Raw genomic sequence first — 22,228 nt, 5'->3', positions numbered from 1 at the left:
TGGTATAGGAACCTCAATATTACGAGTTTGCCTCTTTCTATTAAATACTTATCTTCAATTGTCAACAGACCCTAGCACTTTCGCTTGGCTTGCTACGATTGATTAAGTGTATTGCTATTTTTGCAAAGCAGTTGTGGCCATTACTCGGCAGCGTTTTTTCGGTACAAGGCAATTTCCAGACCGCTGCCGCATTTCCAACATAGCTGAAAATTCTCCGGGTTTTCCTCGCCGCACGACGGGCAATGCACGTTGCCGGTTCGGACTGGGGTGTTTTCGTAGGTTTCAATGACGTGTTTACCGCGCTCAAAGTCTTCGTCGCGTACCACCCAAACTTCCGGGTAGGCGTGTGTAAAGGGGATTTCTCCGGCGACGCCTTGTGCGTATTGATTAAAAATTCGCGCCGGGATATAGGCGTGTTCAAGCAGATCAAGTACTATCTGCGCTTCCATCAGATTGTTGGCAGAGTAAAGCTTTTTCATACAATCATGATTGCAAAATAAATCAATCAGTTAATCGAGTAAAATTATGTGGTTCAGAAATTTACAAGCTTATCGTATCACCAGCGGAAATATAACACTGAATAGTCTCGAAGAAGCACTTTCACAGCACACTTTGCAACAGTGCATGCAAATGGAAATGCAAAGCCGCGGCTGGGTTGTGCCGCGCGAGGAACAGCAGAATTTTGTCCATGTCTATGGTCAGCAATGGTTGATTGCTTTGGGGGTGGAGAAGAAATTATTGCCGGCCGGGGTGATTAATCAGCACGCCAAAAACCGCATCACGCAAATCGAGCAAATGCAAGGCTACAAGCCGGGTAAAAAACAAATCCGCGATATTAAGGAAGCAACGATCATCGAGTTATTACCGCGCGCCTTTACACAATGCCACAAAACCTATGCCTGGATCGATGCGGTAAAGAACCGGCTGATTATTGATACGGCGAGTGCCAATAAAGCCGAAGAATTCGTTGAAGCTTTGATTAAATCGGTGCATGGTTTTACGCTGGCGCCGCTGGAAACGAAAATTTCGCCTTCATCAGCGATGACGCGATGGCTCTCAGGCGATGACTTGTCGTCCATCTTCACGATTGATCGTGATTGTGAACTGCAGGGCATGAACGATGAGAAAGCGACCGTCAAATATACCCATCATGTGCTGGATGCCGATGAAACGGCGCGGCATATCCGCGCAGGCAAGAAAGTGATCAAGCTCGCGATGACCTGGAACAGCAAAATTTCATTTGTGCTGCATGACAATCTTCAGTTGCGGCGCATTGCACCCCAGGATATCCTGAAAGAATCCACTGAGAGCACGGAAGAGTTGTTTGCCAGCGATTTCGCCATCATGACCGGCGAATTGAGCCAACTGATCACCGATATTGTCGAAGCCTTAGGTGGCGAGGACCACGATTGACAGGCGTTGAAAAACGATCTGTGCTGCGGGGGTGTTAAAACAGACGTAACATGTTAATTTGTCACGTTAAACTATGCTTGTCCGCCTGTTTTTGCACTGTGTCGGCAATCTTGAATATGTTTTGCAACGCGTCGTTGAGTCCCGCCGCTCAGTGCTTGCCATTTTTTGCCTGATCGTTGATTCCAGCCAGCAGGCCACTGGCAATTTTGCTAATAAAATCAGCAGTCGTATGCGCAAGACTGGCGCCGGTCTCCAATTGTACGTGCCCAACCGAAGCGATCTGCTGCGCAAAAATGGCTAGTGTTTCCTGCAACTGTGAACCCACTGCGGTGCCGTTATTCTGGGCATGGCGGCTGAGGTCGTGCAGAATATCGGCAACCAATCCTTGCGCGGTCGTGGCGGTATGATGCAGTGTATCCAGAAATAAGCTTTCCAAACCTTCCAAGTCAGAGCGCGTGCGAGTCAATTCCTTTTCAGAGAATTTTTTGGCCTGCCCCGCGGCTTCTTCAACGGCGAGTTTGGAGGCTTCGGCAAAACCTGCCAATGCTGAATCTAATCCTGCGATTGCCTCAGTGATTTGTGATTTTGCTGCCTGAGTCTGGTTGGCTACTTGTTGTAATCGCTGTTCCGCGCCATCGTGTACACCTTGCATAACGGCGATGATAATCCGTCGCAACGATTCCAGATCGATGTGTTGTGCATTCATCGCTTTCAGCGTCAGGCGGTGGACGGTTTCCTGAACATGCGAGCCTTGCGCGACTGCTTCGCGAATTTCAGCTTCTAATGTGTCGATATCGCTGTTATTGCCGGACTTGTTGGTATTTTCAGTGTGCATGATGATCGGCCCTATAAAGTAATAAGAAATGTTTTATTTTTCATTTTCCTCCCATACCCTTAAGCTGGTCAAGGCCATTTAGATAAGGTCGTAAAACTTCCGGGATAGAAACACTGCCGTCCGCGTTCTGATAATTCTCGAGTACCGCCACCAGCGTGCGTCCCACAGCCAATCCGGATCCGTTTAGCGTATGCAGCAACGTCGGCTTGCCATTGTCATTACGAAAGCGTGCTTGCATGCGCCGTGCCTGAAATGCTTCGCAATTGCTGCATGAGGAAATTTCCCGATAGGTATTTTGCGCCGGCAGCCAGACTTCAATGTCGTAGGTTTTTGCCGCTGAGAAACCCATGTCACCGGTGCACAGTGCCATCACGCGATAGGGCAGTGCCAATTTCTGTAGAATCTTTTCTGCATGACCAACCAGTTGTTCCAGTGCTTCATAGGATTGATCGGGGTGGACAATATGCACCAGTTCAACCTTGTCGAATTGGTGCCAACCAGTTGTTCCAGTGCTTCATAGGATTGATCGGGGTGGACAATATGCACCAGTTCAACCTTGTCGAATTGGTGTTGGCGTATCAGCCCACGCGTATCCCGGCCATAGCTGCCGGCTTCGGAACGAAAACAGGGAGTATGCGCAACGTACTTCAGCGGCAGCGATTGCAACGGGACGATTTCGTCACGCACCATATTGGTAATGGGTACTTCCGCAGTCGGAATGAGATGAAATTCAGGTGAATTTCCCGCGGCGGACGAAGTCACGCCACCGGCGTTAACCGCAAATAAATCTTCCTCGAACTTGGGCAGTTGTCCAGTGCCGCGCAAGCTATCGCGATTTACCAGATAAGGCACATAGGTTTCCGTGTAACCGTGTTCCTGCGTATGCGTATCCAGCATGAATTGAGCCAATGCGCGGTGCAGGCGTGCCAGTCCGCCTTTCATCAGGCTGAAGCGTGCGCCGCTGAGTTTGGCCGCGGTTTCAAAATCCAATAGCCCAAGACCTTCGCCGATACTGACATGATCTNCCAACCAGTTGTTCCAGTGCTTCAGAGGATTGATCGGGTGACAATATGCACCAGTTCAACCTTGCTGAATTGGTGCTGGCGTATCAGCCCTGACGCGTATCCCGGCCATAGCTGCCGGCTTCGGTAACGAAAACAAGGGGTATGCGCAACGTATTTCAGCGGCAGCGATTGCAACGGGACGATTTCGTCACGCACCATATTGGTAATGGGTACTTCCGCAGTCGGGAATGAGATGAAATTCAGGCGAATTTTGCGGCGGACGAAGTCACGCCACCGGCATGCACCGCAAATAAATCTTCCTCTTGAATGGGCATAGTCGTCCGGTGCCGCGCAAACTATCGCGATTCACCAGATAAGGCACATAGGTTTCCCGTGTAACCGTGTTCCTGTAACCGCGTATCCAGCATGAATTGAGCCAGTGCGCGGTGCAACGGGCCAGTCCACCTTTCATCAAACTGAAGCGTGCGCCGCTGAGTTTGGCCGCGGTTTCAAAATCCAATAGCCCAAGACCTTCGCCGATACTGACATGATCTCTAATTTCAAAATCAAATGATCGCGGTTCACCCCAGTGGCGAATTTGCACATTGTGCGTTTCATCTTTGCCTTCCGGCACGCTGGCATGAGGCAGGTTAGGGACTTCGAGCAGTATTTTCTGCAAGCTGACTCGAATTGTTCACCGGGTTTCAGCCTGTTTTTCAGTGCGTTACCCAATATGGCGCCACTTCGGCCATGATCGTTGTGGGACTTCACCTTTGCTTTTGGCATGGCCGATTTGTTTGGATGCTGCATTGCGCTGTGCTTGCAGCTCCTGAGTCTGCGTTTGGATTATTTTACGTTCCGCCTCCAAGGCGTTGAATGCTTCCACAGGAAAGACATAGCCTCTTTTGGCAAGCTGTCGGGTGACATGATCCAAATCGGTGCGTAATTGTTGAATTTCTAACATGCAAAAACTCCAAGATAGCCGGTGTAAATTGATATTTTATATTTTATGCTTGGCTTGTTTGTCTAAGTTGCGCAAATAAGCCAGTTTTTCCTTGATTTTTTGTTCCAATCCGTAAGCCGTCGGTTGATAAAAACTGACGTCAGGCATGTCATCCGGGAAATAATTTTCACCTGCTGCATAGGCCTCCGGGCAATCATGCGCGTAGCGGTAAGCGTCTCCATAGCCGATATCCTTCATCAACTGCGTGGGGGCATTGCGCAAATGGATGGGGACGCGGCGTGACTTGTCATGTGCCACAAAGGAACGCGCTTTATTGTAGGCCAGATAAGCGGCGTTGCTTTTCGGTGCGCAAGCCAGATACAAAGCGGCTTGTGCCAGCGCCAGTTCGCCTTCCGGGCTGCCCAGTCGTTCATAGGTTTCACAGGCATCCAACGTCAGGCGCAAAGCGCGCGGATCGGCTAGGCCAATATCCTCGGTTGCCATGCGGATCAAGCGTCGACCGATATACAATGCATCGGCGCCGCCATCCAGCATGCGGCACAGCCAGTAGAGCGTTGCATCCGGTGAAGAGCCGCGCACGGATTTGTGTAGGGCGGAAATCTGGTCGTAAAACGCATCACCGCCTTTGTCAAAGTTGCGTGCATTGCGTGACAATGCATTGAGGACAGTGTCCTTGCTGATTTTTGGTGTTGCACTGGTTGCAGCCGCGGTGCTGACTTGCTCCAGCAGGTTCAACAGACGTCTGGCATCGCCATCGGAGAATTCGATCAATAGTTGCCGCGCTTCATCTGAGAATTGCAGACTATCCAATGCCAGCTTTTGTGCACGTTCAAATAATTGCGACAATTCTTGTTCCGACAAAGCGGTGAGCACATAAACCTGAGCGCGTGACAGTAACGCGTTATTGACTTCAAACGAAGGATTCTCGGTGGTGGCGCCGATGAAAGTGATCAAGCCTTGTTCGACATACGGCAAGAAGGCATCTTGTTGCGATTTGTTGAAACGATGCACTTCGTCAACAAAAAGAATGGTATGCCGTCCGTTTTGCTGCAAAACCAATTGGGCTTGTTCAATCGCATTGCGGATATCTTTGATGCCGGACAACACCGCGGATAAGGCGATGAATTCGCTGTTGAACTCGGTTGACATGATGCGCGCCAGCGTGGTTTTTCCGGTTCCCGGCGGACCCCATAAAATCATCGAATGCGGTTTGCCTGATTCAAACGCCAATCGTAGCGGTTTTCCGGTGCCAAGCAGGTGGCTTTGCCCGATCACATCGTTTAGATGATTGGGGCGTAATCGTTCTGCCAATGGCACTTTGGGCTGGTTGGATGAAAACAGACCAGGATCATTCACTGATGACATCCGCCTTGTCGGGAGGTGTGAATTTGAATAAATCAGCCGGTAGTGCGGGATTTTTGTCCAAGTCGGAGAATGACAATACTGTGGTTTGGCCGAAACTATCGCGCAGGGCCATGATTTTAAGTGCACCTTCCGGTGAGAAGCCCATCTGGATGAATTCGAAGGTGCTTTCTTTGCTTTTGGGAATGGCTTCAAGCCACTCGATGTCGTTTTGCAGACCTAATTCAGTCAGCACAAAATTGTCTTCGATGGTGCTGCTGCCGGCGAGCAGCGCTGCCGGGCTGCTGCCAATGGCGATATTGAATTGACGGATGGTGACTTGATTGAGGTCGCGATCATAAAACCAGACCTGCGTACCATCGCCGACGATCAATTGCTCATAGGGTTTTTCATAGGTCCAGCGAAATTTCTCCGGGCGCTCGAATTGCATGGTGCCGCTTGATTCTTGCAGGATGCGGGCATTCTTGTCGTACAGTGTTTGTGAAAAATTGGCGCGTACCGTGCGGGTTTCCTGAATAAAGGCTTTGAGGCTGTCGATGGCAGCCGCTTCAACCCCTACCGATATCAGACTGCTGAGGCATAACAAAAGAATGGCACAGTTTGAACGAACCATAATGTTCCTGTAATGAAGTTGTCGTGATGCGCTACGCATGGCAAGTCTGACTTGGGAATCTGATCATTCGCTGCGTGACGGCGCCAATACTTCCCGGTTGCCGTTACTTTGCATGGATGAAACCAAACCGGCGCGTTCCATTTCTTCGATCAGCCGTGCTGCGCGATTATAGCCGATACGTAAATTTCTTTGCACCAAAGAGATCGAAGCGCGGCGGGTTTTGACGACGATGGCGACGGCTTCATCGTAGAGCGGATCGGCTTCACCTTCCGCCGATTTTTTTATTTCCAGCGTGCTACCGGCATCATTTTCATCGTCATCAATTTTCAGAATTTCTTCGATATAGCACGGCTCGCCATGCTCTTTGAGATATTCCACCACCTTGTGGACTTCGTGATCGGCCACAAAAGCGCCATGAATGCGTTGCGGGTAGCCGCTGCCCGGTGGTAGGTACAGCATGTCGCCTTGGCCGAGCAAGGCTTCGGCGCCCATTTGGTCGAGAATAGTGCGTGAATCGATTTTGCTGGATACTTGGAAAGCGATGCGGGTTGGAATATTCGCTTTAATCAGACCGGTAATCACATCGACTGAAGGGCGCTGTGTTGCCAATAGCAGATGGATGCCGGATGCACGCGCTTTTTGCGCCAGTCGGGCAATCAGATGTTCAACTTTTTTACCCACAACCATCATTAAATCGGCGAGTTCATCAATCACCACGACGATGAGCGGTAGTTCTTCCAGGTATTCCGGTGGCTCTTCAGGCGGGCTGAATGGATTGACCACAGGTTCTTCTTTTTTGATCGCTTCTTGTATTTTTTGATTGTATCCGCCGAGATTGCGTACACCGAGCGCCGACATCAGTTTGTAACGACGCTCCATTTCCGCGACACACCAGCGCAAGGCACTGGCGGCTTCGCGCATGTCGGTGACAACCGGTGTGAGCAGATGCGGAATACCTTCGTACACAGATAATTCCAGCATTTTGGGATCAATCAGAATGAGACGAGTTTGTTCGGGGGTAGCTTTATAGATGAGGCTCAAAATAACGGCATTAATCGCCACGGATTTTCCTGAGCCGGTTGTTCCGGCCACCAGCGCGTGGGGCATTTTTCCCAGATCGGACACAATCGGGCGGCCGCTGATATCTTTACCCAGCGCAATGGTGAGCGGGGAGGCGGAATCGGCATAAGCTTGCGAACTGAGGATTTCCTGTAAGCGGACAACTTGTCGTTTGGGATTCGGCAGCTCGAGCCCCATGCTGGTTTTCCCCGGGATGGTTTCGACCACCCGGATACTGGCAACCGATAACGCACGCGCCAAATCCTTAACGAGATTGATCACTTGATTGCCTTTGACGCCCACTGCCGGTTCAATTTCATAGCGTGTGATCACAGGGCCGGGGAAAGCGGCGACAACTTTGACGTCGACACCGAATTCCTTGAGTTTGCGTTCGATCAGGCGTGATGTGAATTCAAGCGTTTCTTTGGATAACACTTCAAAATCTTTTTCCGGCTCATCCAGTAGGTGCAAAGGCGGCAGAGGTGAGTCGGGTAAATCAGAGAACAAAGGCGTTTGTTTTTCTTTGACGATGCGCTGGGATTTGATAATGGTCGTGGTCGGCAATTCAATATGCAGCTGCGGCGTTTCCTCGATGCGTTTTTTTTCGCTTTCAACGATTTCTTCACGTACGCGTGATGCAATAATCCCTGCAAATTTATCTTGCCGCGTTTCCCATGTCTCTTTTATGAAGAGTAGGAAAGTCTCAATATTTTCACCGATTTTCTCAACGAAACGTACCCATGATAGCCCTGTGAATTGACTGAAGCCGATGGCGATGAATATTAATAGTGTCAGTGTTGCGCCGGTAAAACCCAGTATCTTCGACAAATGGTAGCTGATCGCATCTCCCAGCATGCCGCCCGGCATCAATGGCAGGGAGATATTGATGGTGTGAAACCGCAGTGACTCAAGACCGCTACTGGCCGACAGCAGCAATAAAAACCCCCCTGCTGAGAGGAGCAGGGAATGCCGATCAAAAATTCCTACAATATCAATGCGGCGGTAACTCCAGGCCACTGCTGAAAGAAAGAATGCGACCCACCACCAGGCAGATGCGCCGAATAAGAACAGGAGTAAATCCGCTAACCAAGCGCCGGCATGCCCGCCCGCATTCTGAACTGGATTAAGATCTCCGCTATGCGACCAACCGGCATCGCCGCGGTCATAGCTAAAAAATATCAATATCAGATAGAGTGCGGCCCCGGTCAAAATTAGGCAGACAGATTCACGCAACAGCCGGGCTACTCTGGGTGAGAATGATTGGCCACTTGATTTCTTGGCCATTGGTTTATTCATTAAATTCATAGGTATCTCAGAAACTTACCGTTTTGTCTGATTGGATACACTGAATTATATAAGAGAATCCGGGATAATTTCTTCAATGCATCGTACATGCATTTTATTATTGTATTTGCGTGTGACGGGTACTGCGGTATTTGTGTTGGTAGCAAGCTAAAGGAATGATATTTTTTCTGGAAAAATCAGAATTAAATCAATCGGATCTTGAGCGCGATAGAATTGCTGCGATATGCGGCTTATCTTTATTAACAACTTCAGGCAACGTGGAAACATGATTACCTTCGTTACGTTTTGAAATAAATAGTGCTTCTTCTGCACGTTTACATAAATCTATTTTGTTATCAGCACTATCAAGTATGGCAATACCTATGCTGACTATAATTTTATTTTCTGTACTTTTATCCAGACGAGTAGAAACTTTTTTTCGAATGGCCTCGCAGACTTTTTTTGCCTCGGCTAAATCCGTTTCAGGAAACAAAATAGCGAATACGTTGATGTCAATGCGGTAAAAAAGATCTGTTACTCTGATATTGGATTTAATCTCTTGGGAAATTCTTTTTATATAATCGTTCTTGTTTCTGTAGTCATAGTTGTCACAAAATAGCTTAAAGAGATCGATGTCAATAATAGCGATGGATAAATTCCGGCTATATCGCTTGCTGCGCAATATTTCAGTATCCAGTTCGGTTTCAAACGCATATCTGTTCTTATATCCGGTGAGGGGATCAATAAATATTTGCGTCATGATGGCAGACATATCGATATTTGCTTTTTTGATCCTGGTGACCATAATCGCGGCACAAATAACTAATAGCAAAGTAAGTCCACGATTAATAAAAACAATATGCATCGGCGCTGCAATACCGGGTGATAAGAAGAAACCAGCGATTGCAAATATGATTCCCAAACTGGCGACTAAGTAGGTAAATTGCACGCCACTGACCCATAAGCTGGCAAATACAACTAATACATAAGGCGCGCCAGCCGCAACACCCAGCGGCAGATTTAAATCGATGATAAAAATAAAGAGTGTTGCGGCCAGGATAATTAAACCATTGGCTTGAATAGCACATTCTCTGAGTAAGAGCTTCAAGTAGTTTGCCGCTGAGATTTGGCTACGCATATGTTTAACTTGGTAATTGTTATATAAATGTAACTGATGTTTATATTTTGCCGGTTCGGTTCAAAAAAACTGATCTTTATATGCACGGCTCGCATGTTGCCTTTTCTGCGGTACTGCTTCTAACCACAGGGTTATTATACATTTCTGTTAAGTAAAAAGTTAAATTTTTTACATAGGCACTATTGGGAGGCATCTAATTTTCCACTTGAATAATTCGCGTTCCTGCAAGCCGATCATGTAGGAATTGATGATCGCGATCAAACAGCGCCCAGATAATTCCTACGCCGAAGAAAAAAATGCCAATTAATGCGAACAGATAACGTACAGCAGCCTGTTTTCTTGTTAATTTCTCACCATCTGCAGATACAAGACGCATCTTCCAGGTCTGCATTGCCAGTGTTTGTCCGCCGTGCGTCCAGTACCAAATGAAGTAGTATCCCATAATAACAAGCAGATAGAACTGAAATAGTGGCCTGAAATAAGTGGCCTGCGTATCACTGAAAATAAGGTGAAAAATAAAACTGGCGATAAACAAAATGGCGAGTAAAAGCAGAAATTCGTAGATTAGGCAGATGATCCGCCGCCAGAATCCGGGTATTGAGTATGTCATGTCCGATTGAGATGAATAAGGGGTTGGGTACTGTATGTTGAAAATTACAAGTTTAGTGATTGATAATTATTATCGTTTTCGTTATTATACTAGCTTAGCAAGTATTGCCTCATTTTGCTGTATCTGTATATTTTATAACAGCATAGTCGCGTGGCATCGACTTGTAATGTAGCACCCATAAAAACTAAAAGCAAAGTATCGTGTTGGGTCTATTTTAAATTATTGAATTAAGTGTAAGAGACTTTTCTGGATTCGTTATTCTGCAATGCATTCACATTCATTATCTCGGAAAAATATTGAGTACTTGGGATCGCAGCAGCGCCTGATCTCATTGCCTGGTTTTTTGTTCGTGCTGATAGTACACGCTGCGTTGTTTTATGTGTTATGGAATCAACGTTTAATTCCGTCGTCTGAACAAGTGGTTACATTATTTGCCGAATTGATTACAGCACCTGTGGCGGACACTTCCCCTAAAGCGCTGCCCGAACCTGCGCCAGTTAAACTGCAGCCGGCAAAGAAACCTGTGGTAAAGCCAAAACAAGAACGTCTCGTGGCAAAGTCACCGGCAGTTCCCAAGAAGGACTACGTTGAATCACTGCCAGAACCATTTGCGGAACCGGTAGTGGAGCAGGCGAAAGAGTCCGGATCAACGGTTGATGCACAGCCTGCACAAATGCCGGCAGGGCCGGTAACGCTATCTGCAGAATTGTCTGTTTCTTGTCCTACACTGACTGCGCCTACTTATCCTGCCATTTCCCGACGTATGGGTGAAGAAGGTAAATTGGTACTTCGGGTGGAATTGGATGAAAATGGACATATTGATAACGCAAAGGTGATAAACAGCAGCGGTTATGAGCGTCTCGATACAGCTGCATTAACTGCGGTAAAGAGTTGGCAGTGCAATCCGTCGCTGCGTAACGGTCAACCAGTTCGGGCGGTTGCCTTACAACCTTTTAATTTTGTACTGCAAGGAAATTAATTAATGGAAAAAGGACTTGGTTTCTCGAACTTCCTCGCCCAAATAGATAGTGTTGGTATCAGCGTGTTGGTGTTATTGATATCACTTTCAGTTGCGAGTTGGTATCTGATTATTACAAAAAGTATCGCTAATTTAATTGCTAAACGCCGGGCCGAGGCTTTTCTTAAACATTTTTGGAGCTTTGATTCCTTACAAGCGGTTAACGTTGAGTTTAGGGATACTGCTCCGAATAATGCGTTTGCAGAACTTGCTAAGCTGGGTATTGATGCTGCTGCCGACTCTAAAGTTCATAGTTCACATAAACTGGCCGCAGCGGGCGGTACCAGTGAATTTCTTACACGGACTTTGCGCAATGGCATTGATCAGGAAGCAACTCGTGTTGAGAATGGCCTCACCCTGATTGCCTCTGCGGGTTCGGCCGCGCCATATATCGGTTTATTTGGAACGGTATGGGGTATTTATCATGCACTGATACAGATCGGACTTTCGGGACAAGGCACATTGGACAAAGTGGCGGGGCCTGTCGGGGAAGCGCTGATCATGACCGCATTGGGATTGGCGGTGGCCATTCCTGCAGTGCTTGCCTATAACGCTTTTGTGCGTCGCAATCGTATCTGGCTTGCGCGACTGGAAGCTTTTGCGCACGATCTGTTCATATTGATTACTGTCGGTGATGATCATCACCATCATCACCAAACCCACACTGCTTCACTGCCGTCATCGTCAGTTAGTGAAGTTAACAGTATTGCTGTTGAAAGGGGGCAATGATGGGGTTTGGCAGCATGCAAGGCAGTGGACGTCAGGCGCCTATGGCGGAAATTAATGTGGTGCCACTGGTGGACGTCATGTTGGTCTTGTTAATCATTTTTATCATTACAGCACCACTGCTGACGCATTCTGTGAAGATTGACCTGCCCAAAGCTGAGAGTACCGCCAACATTACCCGGCCTGAACATATCGAGTTGGCTATTCGCGCCGATGGTAGCCTTTTCTGGAATGGTGAACCTGCCGAACTGCAGCAATTGGACTCTCGTTTTGCGGCGAAAGTAGCTCAGGCGCCTGAAACAGAATTACATATTCGTGCGGATAAGCTGGCACATTACGAGCATGTGGCGCGGATCATGAGTATTGCAGCTAAGGCCGGCATGACGAGGATTGGTTTTATAACAGATCCGTCGATACAGTAGGGCACTCCGGTTATTTTCATGGCATAACCGCATCACACGTTTTTGGAAGCATGAAAATCCGCCTTCGTTAGCCCCTTTGATTCATCATCGCTTGTGTTTAACCCAATAGTTTTTTAGATATAAGTTGCTCGTTTTTTCATGACTTGCTTAATTCCTGATGGATAGTCATGGTTCCAGTAGGTTATAAGTCTGCAATGGCTATGCATTTCTTTGTGCAATTGTACTTGCTGTAATGATGGCGCTCAGGTTTTGCAAATTTAGTCTGAAAGGGCAATAGATTGAGTTGCATTTTATCAAGAGATCGGTATAATTAAGAATCATTCTCATTATTAATAATTATCTGATCTTTGTTTTGTTAGCACTAAATTTATCTGACATATAAATTTAAGGTATTCAATATGTATGTATGTATCTGCAAAGGAGTAACAGAAGGCGCATTGCGTGAGGCCGTCTATCAAGGGGCTGATCGGATGAGGGATTTAAAAGCTTGCTTGGGAGTTACGGAGCAGTGTGGTCTTTGTGCGTGCCATGCCAAACAGGTGCTGGATGAAACATTGTCACAGAAATCGCAATTACAGAATTTCATTCCTCAATCAACTTGTATGTGCGAGACAGCAGCCTGAGGAGATGGCAGGCGCAGGTGTTGGATAGGAGTATGGAATTCAAATTGGCAATAAATAGTAAATATGGTAATTGTGGCTGGGAGAGTAACGAAAGCTTGTGTGTCTTGCTCCAAACTCTACGTAAAATATTCTTCTGTTGATATCAATAGTGTCTTAACCGATCAAAATCCGGTGTGATCAAGTTGATGAATCTCTTTCAGCGCGAACCTCTTTGTGATGCTTAACCGCTTCATTAAGGGGTATTTTATTATTGATCGTGTAATGCCGGGAAATGATCGTTTACTTCAGGATTCAATAGCAGTTGCATCAATAATTTTGCGCTAACCCATTATGATTATCCGTAGTTTTGCTAGCAGTGCATGTTTTTACGCGGTATTGATTAGTTTAAGCATAGTAACGTTATTTTTGCCCCATTCTGGCAGTGCGGAATCGTTAAATACTGCCGCGGCAGTGAAAGCCTACAGTATCCCCGCTGGTTCCTTGTACGATGCGCTGACTCAATTTTCTCAGCAAGCGGGAATAAAACTTGCCATTGATGCTGAAAAGCTGCAAGGAAAAACAACGCAAGGATTAGCAGGCGATTTCGAGATCAAGACAGCGCTGGATCGGTTGCTTGCGGGTTCTGGTATGCAAGTGCTGCAAAGAGACGATGGCTATACCATAATCGAAGTGCCTGCAGCAGCGGCTGAACCTGCCGTTACGACATTGCCCTCAATACAAGTCACTGCCAGTAATACAAATCGGTATGCGGCAGTCAGTACAAGCACAGCCACCAAAACCAATACACTCTTGCGCGATGTGCCGCAGTCCATTTCCGTGATAACCAATGAGTTAATTAAAGATCAGTCAATTCGCAGTCTCGGTGACGCAGTCCGTTATGTGCCGGGTGTCGGGGTCTCACAAGGCGAAGGCAATCGTGACGCACTGGTGTTTCGTGGTAATCGTTCAACAGGGGATTTTTTTACTGATGGTATTCGCGATGATGTCGAATATTATCGTGATCTTTACAATATTGAGCGCGTCGAGGTACTTAAGGGTGCCAATGGGATGATTTTCGGTCGCGGCGGCTCGGGTGGGGTTGTCAATCGCGTAACCAAACAGGCCAATTGGAATCCTACGAAGGAATTCAGTTTCCAGGGGGGATCCTTCAATCAGAAAAGAATGACAGCCGACGTCGGTTATGTGATTAATGACATGGCTGCAATTCGTTTGAACGCCCTATACGAGGAAGCAGGCAGTTTTCGGGATGGTGTCAGTATGGAACGGCTCGGAGTTTCTCCAACAGTGACCCTTAAGCCGACGCATCGCACCAAAATTATCGCAAACATGGAGCGATTTCATGATGAGCGTACCGCTGATCGCGGAATTACTTCGGCTAATGGTCGACCCGTAGATGTATCCAGATCCCAATTCTTTGGCGATCCTAAGCGTAGCAACGCAAATATTGATGTGTTGTCGTTTAATTCCTTTATTGAACATAAGTTTGATTCCGGCGTTACGTTGCAGAACCGGACGAACTATGCAACTTATGACAAGTTCTATCAAAATTTATTTGCAGATGGTGGGCTTGATCGTGGGCAAGTATCGCTGGGCGCCTATAACAATGCAACAACGCGTGAGAATGTTTTCAATCAAACGAATTTACTGTACTCCTTAAATACCGGACCAATTTCGCATACGCTGATGGCGGGTATAGAAATAGGTCGTCAAGAAACGCACAACAGAAGGGAAGTAGGTTTATTTAGAAATGACCCGGCTGCCACGAGCTTGCCTGTTCCTTTAAGTAACCCAATCACAAATATTCCGATTACTTTTAGGAATAGGGATAGTGGCGGGGATCTCGATGCGCTCAATCGCAGCATCGTTAATATCACTTCACTCTATATTCAAGACCAGATTGAATTGATACCTCAGCTTCAGGCAATTGTCGGTGTACGTTATGATTTGTTTGAAGTGGATTACCGGCAGAAGAATGGCCCAAGAGATCACTTGAAGACCAGTGATGACTTGATTGCACCGCGCTTCGGTTTGATCTATAAACCCATTGAACCTGTTTCATTTTATGCTAGCTACAGTCAGGCTTATGTTCCGCGCGCCGGTGATCAGCTGGTATCACTAAATACAACTATCGCTACGCTTAAGCCGGAGAAATTCACAACGCTGGAAGTGGGGGTCAAATGGGATATGCGCCCTGATTTGGCTTTCACAGTCGCTGCTTATCAATTGGATCGCACCAATGTAATCAATTCAATCAGAGGAAGAGAAGCTTTCTTGTCCAAAGGTCAACGCACCAAAGGCATCGAAGTGGGCCTCAATGGTCAATTGACTGCAAACTGGAGTGTGATGGGGGGCTATGCCTACCAAGTGGGTGAGCTTACCGACGACATATTTGGTATTGCGAAAAAAGGTGCATCGGTAGGAGAGCTTCCTCGTCATACATTTTCGGTGTGGAGTCGATATGATTTTACCCCTCGCCTCGGTGCGGCATTCGGTGTGATTTATCGGGGTGATATGTTTTCCTCTGTAACCAATAGAGTCATATTGCCTGATTTTACGAGGGTCGATGCCGCATTGTTCGCACAAATAACGAAGCAGGTTCGTGCTCAGTTGAATTTTGAGAATTTATTTGATACCAAGTATTTTGCTGCAGCGCAGAACGATTTTAATATCACTCCCGGCTCGCCACTTGCAATTAGGGCTTCCTTAATTGCCAATTTCTAACATCTAACAAGCCTAAGTAACAATAAGTACATATAATTGTGTTGCTTATGCAAATAATAATGATTATCATTGTGTTTCTCATAATTGTTAATTAATTATTTAAAGGAGTTTCTTAGAATGTTTTTAATAAAAAGACTCGTAGCTTCAATGAGTAAGCTGTTGTCTATGAGTTTGGTGATTATTGTATTCGGTATGGGTGGTACGGGCGCATTTGCTGCAGATCTCGCCAATGTCCAAACAATCCAGGCTGCTGTGACTGCATACCAGACGATTGGAACGTTGCGGAGAGAGACGCCTATTAACGGGGATGCCATTGCCACTGCTTATGCAGGTGCGTTGCAGACACTTGTGCAGGAAGTTGATACGGCCAATAAGCTCAAATTGGACAGCGATATTCTGGTTGCGATTGAAGAGATCAAAGATGGAAATGAGCCAAGTTTAGCGGGACAAGTAGTCGACAAGACTTTGCAGCGTGTTTTTTATCAAGTTGTTTTTAACCGAATGGCAGATATACGCAATCAATTCGAGTCTGCAACCTCTTCGGAATTAGTTCGGATGTTGGATGAAATGGTGGCATCTTTTCAAGCGATTTCGGCAAATGTTGCAAGAGCCAATCAAGTGCTGAGCGCGGATAAACAATCTATCGTGGAAGGTAGCAATCCGGCGGCGGATGTTGCGTTTAATGAATCGGTTGCGCGAATTAGAGCGGCGCTGAATAAAAACAATCCGGAAGAAGATGCTGGTGTTGTCGCTGTGGAGCGTTACGTTACAAGAATATCATCACTAGCCCGGGCTTATTACAACGCGGTTTTACGCGAAGTAGCGGGTGCTATGGTAAGTAGAAATACGGATGTAGAAGAGATGCGCAAGGAACTCAAAGAAGGGGAAGTTTTTTATCGCACTATTGAATCCTTGGTTGCGCGCGATAATCCCGTAGGTAATGCGCTCATTAAAGCTCGATTGACAGGCGATGGCTCAGATCTTGTAGCAGACGATATCGTTAGCGCGTTAAACAAAGGGATGCTTGGTCGATCACGAGGTGAAATGACTAACATTGCAACAGCCGAAAATCGTATAGGAAGAATGGCGGAGGCTTCGGGAACAGTGGAATTTGCCAAGATCTTCATGCCTGATCTTGAGTTACGCTTAGGCGCAACTGTACGTGGCAATCTGGAAACCGCGCTCAATGATCTGAATAGTGCAGTTAAAGCAGATGACACTGCAAAATCCGCAGCAGCACAAGCTGCAATAACAGCGATTTTTGACAGCTACGAGAATGAACTTAAGTTGGTTGAATACGACGTTTCAAGCAACACAGCGCTTGTTGACAATGCTGTTTCAAGATTCCAGACAATCAGTGATCTGATCGAACAAGATCCGATTGATGCAGGAGCGATTGCTGCCGCATATTCCGGAGAATTGCTGCAAATAACGCAATTCATTGATCAAATATACGGATTGACGATTGACCAAGATATTCTGGCTGCTATTGAATCGATCAGGAATGGAAACGAGGTTTCATTAGCTGCAGAAATGATAGACAAGTCATTGCAACGGGTCTTTGCGATTGGTATTTATGATCGAGTCACCTTGGTGGTCGATAATTTTGACAACTTGACAACGGATGAACTGGCGCTGGAATGGGACAGGGCGCATTCGGCTTTTGTCGCGGTCACTGGCACTGCAGCCAAGGAAAATAAAGTGCTGACGGCGGATAAACAAACGTTTGAAACTGGAAGCAATCCGAACTTAGATGATCAAATCACGCTGGCATTTGTGAATGGACGGCAGGCTTTGAACAAAGCAAATGCGGATGACCGGGTCAATATTGCGCTGGCACGGGAAAATGTCATTATTCCATTGGTTAGAAGCTTCTTGATCGGCGGCGTATTAGGTGAAGTTGGTGAACTGATTACGAATCGGGATGGAGACGTTGATGCAGCCCGGAAAGAACAGGTTGAAGCCGAGTTTTTCTATCGTACTGTTGATGTATTTATTGCACAGGACAATCCGGCAGGCAGCAATCGCATCAAAACTCAATTGACGGGTGATCTGACCAATATCGTTGCCAATGAAATCATGAGTGAAATGAGCAAGGGAGTTATCGGTCAATTAAACAGAAACATCCAGTTAATTGCATCGACATTTGGTGTTGATCGGAATCAGGCCATTGTTGCAGCTGAGAGAGTATCTTTATATGCGAACATCTTGCTGCCTGACTTGGAGTTGCGCTTAAATTCACAACAGCGTGTGGAGATGGAAAATGCATTGCAAGACTTGAAAGAAGCCACTGCAGCTGGTGATTCTTCCAAGGCGGTAGCTGCACGGTCGACTATTGTCGAGATCATTGCAGCATACGAGAATGAGTTGATTTAGTAATCTGTAATATTTTCAGTAGTTAAAAAATTGCCTTACCGTAAAGTTTCTTTGCGGTAAGGCATGATTATTTATCCAGGCGTCAACAAGCCCTGCTAAGCTTTTTCAGTTTTTTCAGCTGTACCGGTCACCGGTTTACGCATACCGTGGCGAATACTTACGGCTTTATTGAGCAGATCAAACCAAAATGGAGCGCCAAGTGATACCGCCAATGCCGTGAGGAACCATCCCAGCATCCTTTCTCCCCAGAATAGGATTTTGTGCGAATCTGAGTGTGATGTTTGAGTTGATGATAGGGAGGTATCAGGCCAACCGATCGGTAATTTGCCCAGGTTCTGAGTGACATCAGTTAATCTTTTTACTTCGATACAAGCAGGATCTTGTAAAGCAGTGCTGGACGACCGGCATTTCTCAAACGTTTCCTTATTGATACGTTCAGTTACCTGAACAGCCATCGCAGCGGTTGCATTCCGTAATTCTTTGTCATGATACAGGCGCTCGGTCAGTGTGATGGTATTGATATTCAACATCACTGTGATTACCAAACCGACTCCAAAGCTGATGGTTTGTAATCTGCGTTTATAATTTCCGCCCATCATGGTGAGAGAACGATCCATCCAATCGCTCACTGCCGTAACCAAGTCTTCTGTTTTATCGCCCGCAGTTCGGGCAATACTTTGCAGCTGCGTTTTTAATATTGAATGAGGTAACTGATTGATGACGCCGATAATCTGTGCAACCTGGCTTGCTGCATTATTTGGGCTGACCGCGTTATTTGCCGCAGCTGCAGTGGAGAGACTGCCTACGATCAACTGCCCTAGAATCTTCGAATCTACATAGGAACCGGCTTTGCCGGGGTGATTGTTAAATAAAGATGCAAATGCCGGGTGCTGCACTAATGTGTGTTTAATGGTTTTGTCGTCGATCAGTTTCTGCAGATCGTCATGCAGCTGCCGCCCGCGCAAATTGAACATTTGAGCGATATATTCATTAATGACGGTGACGAATAAGCTAACACCCAGATACACTAGAGTGAGGCCGATTGCCACGTCCAACCACGTTGTAAGATCCATTTTTGTTACCTCGCCTTTTCAATAAGTACCTGGGTAAGCCTGTAAAGAACGTTTATTTAGAGCCCTTCTTCTTGCCTGCTTTGGCTTTTTTGGTTTCCGGGGCGGGCACAACCCGATCTGATCGTGCAAATACCAAGTTGATGCCGAATGACACCAGCGTGCCAAAATCCTGTGCGGCAACATCCTGGATCTGCAATGTCCAGGTTCCTTTACATTGCTTACCGGAAAATTTGGCCAGTGCCGGCGTCGTGAATGCGTCGAATGTCTGCTTCAGGTTTTTGGTGGAACCGCCGGCGCGGGAGCGCAATACGATTGTGCCAACGCCGGTTTCCGCAGGCGGCAGCAAGGTAATGATCAAATCACCGATGTACGTGTGCAGGATGTCTACGCTGACGGACAAAGATTCTACCGGTAGATCGTCAGCGACTTCGAGCGTATATGAAACGCTTTGCATGTCCGGAATAGGCGCATCAAAACGGCGGCTGACCGTCACCGCATTTTGGGGTTGCGGTTTGGCCAATTCAACCGCAGTGCGCGCGTTTAACCGGCCATAGCCATACTTGGGGCTATGCCCAGCGGTGTTGTAATCACCGCCTTGCGGGTCGATTTTGTCGCAAGCGCGTTTGAACAACGCTTTGACTTCCTGCCATTTCAAATCCGGATTCACCGCCAATACCAAGGCAGCGACCCCGGCTGCGCCAGGGCACGAGCTGGAAGTACCGCCAAAACTGTTGGTGTAGTTGAACGCTGAGTCACCGGCGGCATGACCTTGCTCATCCGGGTTGTAGCCCGCTCTGCCTACCCGGTCGGTGGTCCAAATGCCGGTGGTGAGCGGATCGGGGTGACTAAAAGGTGCATGACCGAAATCGCTGCTGGGGAATGCGCACCACGCCGCTTTGCCGAAATCGCTATACACACTGCGGGTGCCGCGGTCATTGCAGGCAGTTACGGCGATGACTTTGTCATGGCTGGCGTAACCATCATTTTCAATAGATTCATTGCCATTACCGGCTGCAAATAGAATGACGCAGCCTTTGCCGTTGCGGCCTTTTTGCGTGACATAATCCATTGCCAGGCGCGTACTGGCGGGGAGTTGCACCTTTTCGCGATGCACAGGATCATTCTTATTCCACCATTCTCCATCATCCGGTCCCCAACTGCACGAAATGACATCGGCACCATTATCCGCCGCCCATTTGAAGGCATCGGCCTCCTGCTGTGAACCCAGACCCGAAGCCAGACGGATGGGAATCAGACGCGCTTTGGGTGCGACGCCGGATGCGCCATCGGCACCATTGGCGCATGCCACTCCGGCACACGCCGTGCCGTGATTGCTGAAAAGATCCTTCGGGCGTGGATCATTAATTTGCAATGTGGCATCGCGCGGCGCTACGATCTTACCTGTGCCGGAAAACTCGGGATGATCAATATCCACGCCATCGTCGATCACAGCGATCGTCACGCCTTCGCCTTGTGTAATTTCATGCGCGGCAGCGACATTGGCACTGGCATCCACCGTCAAGCCATTGATGGCGGTTTTTTTCAGATGCCATTGTTGCGGAAAAATCTGTTTGCGCGCGCGTGGGCGAATCAATTCCGGGTGGCAGTATTCAACCTTATCAAGCTTCAATAGATTGTTGGCAATATCAAATACTTTCTGACCGGTGCCGGCAGGCGCTTCGAGAAAATACGCATTGGTGGCGTAATCCAGCTGTGATTTGACCGTCAGCCCGGCATTACGAATGATTTCAACGCATTCATCGGAATCGGCGGTATCGATGAATTTGATAAAAATGTTTTCGGTATACAGCACCGGTTGTTTGGATGTCGGATCAACCAGCACACCCCCGGCAAACTGCACATCCGGCGCAGCACGCAGCGCCGCTTTGCGATCATTCATCGATCTGTCATGACGACCTGTCGGAACCCGGTACACCTCCACGCCGACTTCCGGATAAGATACCACCAGCGCACCATCACTCAATTCGGCAGAAATCGGCTGCGCCACGGAGCCCACCGAACGGGTCAGCGATTTTCCGCTACGGGTACGCACGACGATCAAATTATCACTTTGTTCAAGTTCAAAAGCAGGCTCATTTTTGGTTCCATAATAAATTTTCGGCATGATGGGTTCTCCTGGCGTTAAGAAATTGAGTTATGTTGGTAGGGCTGGTTGTAAACCTAAAAATTATCGTGTGTGTTCACCTCTCGGTACGATGATGAGAATGCTTGTATCTGCTTCCTCTTACGCAAGTCATGGATAGACGTCTTCCCCGCACGCTTGACGCTGCTCCGGCGTCAGCGGTTTTGCGCTAGCTGTAGCTTGGCGATTCTCCGGGGTAACGTTCAAGGCAATCAGTGTCCCCAGTCGTGCATTACCATCATTGGCATAATTGCGGGATAAATCTGCTGCCACCAAAGCATCGGTGCGCTTGGTGTAAGGTTTCTTTCCGCTGCTGAAGAACTCAGTCATAATCTATCCTGTCACTTATAGAATGAATCACTTCTGTACGATCGGAAGACTTCTGAGATGCGCAGTCAGCATCCGATTTCCGGGTATTGGCTGTTCCTGACCAGATTGCCTGAGGGTCAGCCGCAAGTTTCAATATAGGCATTATGAAACCTCTCTTCCCATCTATTATCAATATACGCTTTAGTTGCTATGTAGCGTAAATTTGTATGGCTATTTATTTATGATACTGCAATGTAATGCATTGTGAAGTTGTTTTGAGGTGAGTTTTCTCACGTGATGGCAGATATTCCGGTACAGCGGGTAGTGATGACTGCTTTCCCAAGATTTTTGCAGCGGCATGTTTTGTTTTCAATATGCCTAGTCTGTAAGAAATCTCAGGGTTGTTTACAGAGAGGTTGATTAAAATAAGCGTTGAGTATTTCATAAGGGGTTGCATGATTCAAACTCTTATGGGGCTTTACGGTATTGTAGAAGTTAATGAAACGGGAAAGCTGAATGCGCCGATCGGCGCAGT

General features: G+C 47.3%; 21 protein-coding genes and 1 pseudogene. 7 read left to right on the top strand and 15 right to left on the bottom strand.

What is annotated here, in order from left to right; all coding sequences use genetic code 11:
* Positions 1-140: 140 nt before the first annotated feature.
* The gene (locus Q0K92_RS11320) at positions 141-479 is read right to left on the bottom strand and encodes a DUF2007 domain-containing protein (RefSeq protein ID WP_297325909.1); all 339 of its coding nucleotides are present in this window, start codon (positions 477-479) and stop codon (positions 141-143) included.
* 46 nt (positions 480-525) lie between these two features.
* Here Q0K92_RS11320 and Q0K92_RS11315 point away from each other — a divergent pair, with 46 nt between their 5' ends.
* Positions 526-1,413, top strand: coding sequence for a recombination-associated protein RdgC (locus Q0K92_RS11315; RefSeq protein ID WP_297325908.1), 888 nt, complete (start codon positions 526-528; stop codon positions 1,411-1,413).
* A 148-nt stretch (positions 1,414-1,561) separates the two neighbouring features.
* On the opposite strand, the gene Q0K92_RS11310 is transcribed toward Q0K92_RS11315, so the two are convergent.
* The 10 genes and pseudogenes from Q0K92_RS11310 to Q0K92_RS11275 form a co-directional block, all read right to left on the bottom strand.
* Positions 1,562-2,248: a DUF6781 family protein gene (locus tag Q0K92_RS11310; protein WP_297325907.1), complete on the bottom strand. Its 687-nt coding sequence runs from the start codon at positions 2,246-2,248 to the stop codon at positions 1,562-1,564.
* A gap of 40 nt (positions 2,249-2,288) precedes the next feature.
* A pseudogene (locus Q0K92_RS11305) lies at positions 2,289-3,289 on the bottom strand (serine--tRNA ligase); the annotation flags it as partial.
* Between the two features lie 5 nt (positions 3,290-3,294).
* Entirely contained in the window at positions 3,295-3,471 is a 177-nt protein-coding gene (locus Q0K92_RS13110; protein ID WP_366084361.1) for an aminoacyl--tRNA ligase-related protein, read from the bottom strand.
* A gap of 67 nt (positions 3,472-3,538) precedes the next feature.
* On the bottom strand, positions 3,539-3,931 hold the full coding sequence (locus Q0K92_RS13105; RefSeq protein ID WP_366084359.1) for a hypothetical protein: 393 nt from the start codon (positions 3,929-3,931) through the stop codon (positions 3,539-3,541).
* A gap of 45 nt (positions 3,932-3,976) precedes the next feature.
* Complete coding sequence (locus Q0K92_RS13100) at positions 3,977-4,216, bottom strand: hypothetical protein (RefSeq protein ID WP_366084357.1); 240 nt, start codon at positions 4,214-4,216, stop codon at positions 3,977-3,979.
* 36 nt (positions 4,217-4,252) lie between these two features.
* Positions 4,253-5,581, bottom strand: coding sequence for a replication-associated recombination protein A (locus Q0K92_RS11295; RefSeq protein ID WP_297325906.1), 1,329 nt, complete (start codon positions 5,579-5,581; stop codon positions 4,253-4,255).
* Positions 5,565-6,191: an outer membrane lipoprotein chaperone LolA gene (lolA, locus tag Q0K92_RS11290; protein WP_297325905.1), complete on the bottom strand. Its 627-nt coding sequence runs from the start codon at positions 6,189-6,191 to the stop codon at positions 5,565-5,567. The genes Q0K92_RS11295 and lolA overlap by 17 nt, the downstream gene beginning before the upstream one ends.
* 63 nt (positions 6,192-6,254) lie before the next feature.
* The gene (locus Q0K92_RS11285; protein ID WP_297325904.1) at positions 6,255-8,555 is read right to left on the bottom strand and encodes a DNA translocase FtsK; all 2,301 of its coding nucleotides are present in this window, start codon (positions 8,553-8,555) and stop codon (positions 6,255-6,257) included.
* Positions 8,556-8,742: 187 nt separating this feature from the next.
* Entirely contained in the window at positions 8,743-9,672 is a 930-nt protein-coding gene (locus Q0K92_RS11280; RefSeq protein ID WP_297325903.1) for a GGDEF domain-containing protein, read from the bottom strand.
* A 193-nt stretch (positions 9,673-9,865) separates the two neighbouring features.
* Complete coding sequence (locus tag Q0K92_RS11275; protein WP_297325902.1) at positions 9,866-10,282, bottom strand: RDD family protein; 417 nt, start codon at positions 10,280-10,282, stop codon at positions 9,866-9,868.
* 265 nt (positions 10,283-10,547) lie between these two features.
* Between Q0K92_RS11275 and Q0K92_RS11270 the strand changes: the two genes are divergently transcribed.
* The 6 genes from Q0K92_RS11270 (at position 10,548) to Q0K92_RS11245 (ending at position 18,168) form a co-directional block, all read left to right on the top strand.
* Positions 10,548-11,261, top strand: coding sequence for an energy transducer TonB (locus Q0K92_RS11270; protein WP_297325901.1), 714 nt, complete (start codon positions 10,548-10,550; stop codon positions 11,259-11,261).
* 3 nt (positions 11,262-11,264) lie between these two features.
* On the top strand, positions 11,265-12,029 hold the full coding sequence (locus tag Q0K92_RS11265; protein WP_297325900.1) for a MotA/TolQ/ExbB proton channel family protein: 765 nt from the start codon (positions 11,265-11,267) through the stop codon (positions 12,027-12,029).
* Positions 12,029-12,448 (top strand): biopolymer transporter ExbD, encoded by a 420-nt coding sequence (locus Q0K92_RS11260; RefSeq protein ID WP_297325899.1) that lies wholly within the window; start codon positions 12,029-12,031, stop codon positions 12,446-12,448. The genes Q0K92_RS11265 and Q0K92_RS11260 overlap by 1 nt, the downstream gene beginning before the upstream one ends.
* Positions 12,449-12,846: 398 nt before the next feature.
* The gene (locus Q0K92_RS11255; protein ID WP_297325898.1) at positions 12,847-13,071 is read left to right on the top strand and encodes a (2Fe-2S)-binding protein; all 225 of its coding nucleotides are present in this window, start codon (positions 12,847-12,849) and stop codon (positions 13,069-13,071) included.
* A 330-nt stretch (positions 13,072-13,401) separates the two neighbouring features.
* On the top strand, positions 13,402-15,792 hold the full coding sequence (locus Q0K92_RS11250) for a TonB-dependent siderophore receptor (protein ID WP_297325897.1): 2,391 nt from the start codon (positions 13,402-13,404) through the stop codon (positions 15,790-15,792).
* A gap of 165 nt (positions 15,793-15,957) precedes the next feature.
* Complete coding sequence (locus tag Q0K92_RS11245) at positions 15,958-18,168, top strand: hypothetical protein (protein WP_297325896.1); 2,211 nt, start codon at positions 15,958-15,960, stop codon at positions 18,166-18,168.
* Between the two features lie 95 nt (positions 18,169-18,263).
* On the opposite strand, the gene Q0K92_RS11240 is transcribed toward Q0K92_RS11245, so the two are convergent.
* The 4 genes from Q0K92_RS11240 to Q0K92_RS13095 form a co-directional block, all read right to left on the bottom strand.
* Positions 18,264-19,241 (bottom strand): hypothetical protein, encoded by a 978-nt coding sequence (locus Q0K92_RS11240; protein ID WP_297325895.1) that lies wholly within the window; start codon positions 19,239-19,241, stop codon positions 18,264-18,266.
* A 52-nt stretch (positions 19,242-19,293) separates the two neighbouring features.
* Complete coding sequence (locus Q0K92_RS11235; RefSeq protein WP_297325894.1) at positions 19,294-21,366, bottom strand: S8 family serine peptidase; 2,073 nt, start codon at positions 21,364-21,366, stop codon at positions 19,294-19,296.
* A 129-nt stretch (positions 21,367-21,495) separates the two neighbouring features.
* Entirely contained in the window at positions 21,496-21,714 is a 219-nt protein-coding gene (locus Q0K92_RS11230; RefSeq protein WP_297325893.1) for a hypothetical protein, read from the bottom strand.
* Positions 21,715-22,088: 374 nt separating this feature from the next.
* Positions 22,089-22,211, bottom strand: coding sequence for a hypothetical protein (locus tag Q0K92_RS13095; RefSeq protein ID WP_366084365.1), 123 nt, complete (start codon positions 22,209-22,211; stop codon positions 22,089-22,091).
* Positions 22,212-22,228: the final 17 nt, after the last annotated feature.

It is taken from the genome of Nitrosomonas sp. (assembly GCF_024282095.1).
Lineage (GTDB): Bacteria > Pseudomonadota > Gammaproteobacteria > Burkholderiales > Nitrosomonadaceae > Nitrosomonas.
This window is presented reverse-complemented; position numbering and strand designations above follow the sequence as displayed.

Bases quoted from the DNA above. Each gene is read 5' to 3' on its own strand.
- Q0K92_RS11320 (WP_297325909.1), bottom strand. From the start codon at position 479: ATGAAAAAGCTTTACTCTGCCAACAATCTGATGGAAGCGCAGATAGTA.
- Q0K92_RS11315 (WP_297325908.1), top strand. From the start codon at position 526: ATGTGGTTCAGAAATTTACAAGCTTATCGTATCACCAGCGGAAATATA.
- Q0K92_RS11310 (WP_297325907.1), bottom strand. From the start codon at position 2,248: ATGCACACTGAAAATACCAACAAGTCCGGCAATAACAGCGATATCGAC.
- Q0K92_RS13110 (WP_366084361.1), bottom strand. From the start codon at position 3,471: ATGGTGCGTGACGAAATCGTCCCGTTGCAATCGCTGCCGCTGAAATAC.
- Q0K92_RS13100 (WP_366084357.1), bottom strand. From the start codon at position 4,216: ATGTTAGAAATTCAACAATTACGCACCGATTTGGATCATGTCACCCGA.
- Q0K92_RS11295 (WP_297325906.1), bottom strand. From the start codon at position 5,581: ATGTCATCAGTGAATGATCCTGGTCTGTTTTCATCCAACCAGCCCAAA.
- lolA (WP_297325905.1), bottom strand. From the start codon at position 6,191: ATGGTTCGTTCAAACTGTGCCATTCTTTTGTTATGCCTCAGCAGTCTG.
- Q0K92_RS11285 (WP_297325904.1), bottom strand. From the start codon at position 8,555: ATGAATTTAATGAATAAACCAATGGCCAAGAAATCAAGTGGCCAATCA.
- Q0K92_RS11280 (WP_297325903.1), bottom strand. From the start codon at position 9,672: ATGCGTAGCCAAATCTCAGCGGCAAACTACTTGAAGCTCTTACTCAGA.
- Q0K92_RS11275 (WP_297325902.1), bottom strand. From the start codon at position 10,282: ATGACATACTCAATACCCGGATTCTGGCGGCGGATCATCTGCCTAATC.
- Q0K92_RS11270 (WP_297325901.1), top strand. From the start codon at position 10,548: ATGCATTCACATTCATTATCTCGGAAAAATATTGAGTACTTGGGATCG.
- Q0K92_RS11265 (WP_297325900.1), top strand. From the start codon at position 11,265: ATGGAAAAAGGACTTGGTTTCTCGAACTTCCTCGCCCAAATAGATAGT.
- Q0K92_RS11260 (WP_297325899.1), top strand. From the start codon at position 12,029: ATGGGGTTTGGCAGCATGCAAGGCAGTGGACGTCAGGCGCCTATGGCG.
- Q0K92_RS11255 (WP_297325898.1), top strand. From the start codon at position 12,847: ATGTATGTATGTATCTGCAAAGGAGTAACAGAAGGCGCATTGCGTGAG.
- Q0K92_RS11250 (WP_297325897.1), top strand. From the start codon at position 13,402: ATGATTATCCGTAGTTTTGCTAGCAGTGCATGTTTTTACGCGGTATTG.
- Q0K92_RS11245 (WP_297325896.1), top strand. From the start codon at position 15,958: ATGAGTTTGGTGATTATTGTATTCGGTATGGGTGGTACGGGCGCATTT.
- Q0K92_RS11240 (WP_297325895.1), bottom strand. From the start codon at position 19,241: ATGGATCTTACAACGTGGTTGGACGTGGCAATCGGCCTCACTCTAGTG.
- Q0K92_RS11235 (WP_297325894.1), bottom strand. From the start codon at position 21,366: ATGCCGAAAATTTATTATGGAACCAAAAATGAGCCTGCTTTTGAACTT.
- Q0K92_RS11230 (WP_297325893.1), bottom strand. From the start codon at position 21,714: ATGACTGAGTTCTTCAGCAGCGGAAAGAAACCTTACACCAAGCGCACC.